This is a genomic window from uncultured Bifidobacterium sp. (genome assembly GCF_959020155.1).
Lineage (GTDB): Bacteria > Actinomycetota > Actinomycetes > Actinomycetales > Bifidobacteriaceae > Bifidobacterium.
In genome coordinates, this window is record NZ_CAUERC010000057.1 from 1 (window position 1) to 3504 (window position 3504).

General features: G+C 61.4%; 2 protein-coding genes, 1 tRNA gene and 1 pseudogene. All 4 read left to right on the top strand.

The window, feature by feature from the left end; translation table 11 throughout:
• Positions 1–218, top strand: a pseudogene (locus Q5H31_RS08165) (anion transporter); the annotation flags it as partial.
• 188 nt (positions 219–406) lie between these two features.
• A complete protein-coding gene (locus tag Q5H31_RS08170) occupies positions 407–1396 on the top strand; it encodes a DMT family transporter (RefSeq protein WP_302457669.1) in 990 nt (329 codons plus the stop codon).
• Positions 1397–1449: 53 nt separating this feature from the next.
• Positions 1450–1526: transfer RNA gene (locus Q5H31_RS08175), tRNA-Arg, on the top strand.
• 86 nt (positions 1527–1612) lie between these two features.
• The coding region (locus Q5H31_RS08180) for a translation factor GTPase family protein (RefSeq protein ID WP_302457670.1) at positions 1613–3504 on the top strand (1892 nt) is incomplete at its 3' end.

Below are 3504 nucleotides of genomic sequence, written 5' to 3' on the forward strand. Positions count from 1 at the left end.
TGCTGCTGTCCGGCTTCTGCGACCAGTGGCGTGAACTGATCATCGGCACCAACCTGGGCGGCTTGGGCACGCTGATCGCGTCCATGGCGTCGCTGATCGGCTACAAGAACGTGACGCGCGCCTACCCGGACAAAAAAGGCCGTTATCTGGCCGTCTACACCGCGGTGAACGTGCTGTTCGTCATCGTGCTCGTCGGCCTGAGCTGGATTATCGAGTAGCGTTTGGCCGTCGACCGGTTTCCCTGACCGCTAATCTCAAGGTCGCCGGTTCGCACCTTTTGCTGAGATTGCATGAAAACCCTTGGAATCATTGGATTTCAAGGGTTTATTGTTACGTCGGCTGATGGTCTGGTGCTGTGATAATCTGTGCCGGGAAGCGTGTGCCGAGAAACGTAGGAAGGCTGAACATGCTGCAAGGATTGCTGGGAATTTTCTCCGGACTGATCACGCCGGTGCAGACCGCGGTGAACACGCGGCTCGGCCGTTCCATCGGCTCGCCGTTGCGCGCCTCGCTGGTGTCGTTCAGCGTCGGCCTCATTGCGATGCTGACTTTGACGCTGCTGCTTGGCCCGTATCCGCTGATTCCCGCCACCGCGGCGAACGGTCCATGGTGGATGTGGTTCGCGGGCGTGTTCGGTGTCACTTTCCTGACCGGCAATGTGCTGCTGCTGCCGAAACTAGGCAGTCTCAAAACCGTGATCATGCCAGTCACCGGACAGATCGTCATGGGCCTGCTGATCGACGCTTTCGGCTGGTTCGGCACTACCGCGCAGCCGATTTCCCTGCTGCGCATCGCAGGTGCGGCGATCACGCTGGTCGGCTTCCTGCTTGCCGTCGCCGGACCGAATCTGCGATTGAGGCCTGCCATCGATCGCCCGGCTGGCGGTTCGGAAAATTCCGGCGATTCCGAAAAATCCGAAACTGACGGAAAAGCCGTACATGTGCCAGGTTCCGCGACCGTGCTGTGGAGTTGCGCAGGCATCGCGTTCGGCATGTGTTCGGCCGTGCAGACGGCGTTGTTGGGCAAGCTGGGCGTCGCGTTGGGATCGCCGGTGAAGGCATCGCTCGCCTCGTTCGTGGTCGGTCTGATCTCGCTTGCGATCGTCGTCGCATTCGTCGACCGCACCTACAGCCTCGGCGACGCGCTGAAGAAAGGCAATCCGTGGTGGATGTGGGTAGGCGGATTGTTGGGTGCGACGCTGGTGATGTGCAACGCGTACCTGTCCGCGCATATCGGCACCGGCATGACGGTGATGCTGGTATTGCTCGGTCAGGTCGGCGGAGGATTGCTGGTCGACCGTTTCGGCCTGCTTGGCGTGCCACGCAAGCCCGTGGCCGGCATCCAATACGTCGGCGTGCTCGTAGCCATCGTCGGCATTGTGCTCAAGGCGATGTGATTGCCGTGTCGAGTTGGCAACTGTGTGCGAACTGACTATACTGTGTTTAGTTTGGCCCTGTAGCTCAGCTGGATAGAGCATGTGACTTCTAATCTCAAGGTCGCCGGTTCGAGCCCGGCCGGGGTCACCATCAAGCCCTCGCGTCGTTTCATGCGGTGCGGGGGCTTTCCTGTCCATTGAACGGCAAGCCATTGGCTTGCGAAGATAGGGGAGACCATGAAGCGAATCGTCGCGGGCATTCTGGCGCATGTGGACGCGGGCAAGACCACGTTGTCGGAGGCGCTGCTGTACGCTACCGGCCAAGTACGCAAACTCGGCCGCGTCGACCACGGCGACGCCTTCCTCGACACGGACGCCATGGAACGGCAGCGCGGCATCACCATCTTCACCGAGCCGGCCGTCATCGCCACGCCCGACCTCACCATCACCCTGCTCGATACTCCTGGCCACGTCGACTTCTCCGCCGAAACGGAACGTACGCTCGCCGTGCTCGACTACGCCATCCTCGTCATCTCCGGCGCGGACGGCATCCAAGGCCATACCGAAACGCTGTGGCGACTGCTCAATCGCTATCAGGTGCCCACATTCGTCTTCGTCAACAAAATGGACTCGCCCGGCGCCGACAAAACGCAACTGCTCGCCCAACTCAAGAAACGCTTCTCGGACGGCTGCGTCGACTTCACCGAGCCGATTGACGGCGAACGCATGGAGGAGATCGCCATGCAAAATGAAACGGCCATGGACGCGTATCTCGACACCGAAACCGTGCCGGACGAAACCATTCGCGCCATGATCGCCCGCCGTGAGCTGTTCCCCTGCTATTTCGGATCAGCGCTGAAAATGGACGGTATAGAACAGTTCGTCGCAGGTTTCGAACGGTTCGCGCAAGAGCCGCAATACAATGGCGAATTCGGCGCACGCATATATAAGGTGTCTCATGACGCGCAAGGCAACCGTCTGACCTGGCTCAAGGTGACCGGCGGCGAACTGAAGGCCAAGATGATGCTAAGCGGCACCGCGCACGCCGGCGACGCGGATGCGGTTGCCGAAGACGGCCAATGGCATGAGAAAGCCGACCAGGTGCGCGTCTATTCCGGCGCGAAATCCACCACCGTCGACACGGTCCCCGCAGGCACCATCTGCGCCGTCACGGGTCTGACGCAGACATTCCCCGGCGAAGGCCTCGGCATGGAGCGGGACGCCGGCAGTCCGGTCCTCCAGCCGGTGCTCACGTACACGCTGGAACCGGGGGAGTGCGACATTCACAAATGTCTCGTCGCCCTGCGCGAACTGGAGGACGAGGATCCGCTGCTGCACGTCGTCTGGCAGTCTCGCCTAGAGGAAGTGCACCTGCAGTTGATGGGCGCGGTGCAGCTGGAGATCATCCAGCAGATCATGCACGACCGTTTCGGCCTGGACGTCACGTTCGGACCGGGCAGCATCCTGTACAAGGAGACGATCGCCGCTCCGATCGAAGGCGTCGGCCATTTCGAGCCGTTGCGTCACTACGCCGAAACGCATGTGCTGCTCGAACCGCTGCCGCAGGGCGCGGGAATGGCATACGCCACCGTGTGCAGCGAGGACGTGCTCGACCGCAACTGGCAGCGCCTCATCATGCAGCATTTCCAGGAACGCGAGCATCTGGGCGTGCTCACCGGCTCGCCGATCACCGATATGAGAATCACGCTGCTGACGGGCCGTGCGCATCTGAAGCACACGGAAGGCGGCGATTTCCGCCAAGCCACCTACCGTGCGATACGCCAGGGCCTGATGGAAGCGAAGAAGAAGGGCGATTGCCGTCTGCTTGAACCTTGGTACGGCTTCCGTCTGGAAGTGCCGCAGGACATGGTCGGACATGCGATGGCCGACATCCAGCGCATGTCGGGCACGTTCGACACGCCTACCGGCGACGGCGAATACATGGTGTTGAACGGCACGGCGCCGGTATCCGAAATGCGCGACTATGCGATGGACGTGAACGCGTACACGCACGGCCGTGGCCATTTAAGCTGCGTGTTCGCCGGCTACCAGCCGTGCCACAATGCCGACGAGGTGATCGAGAACATGGCTTACGATCCGGAATCCGACCTGGAGAACACGCCGGATTC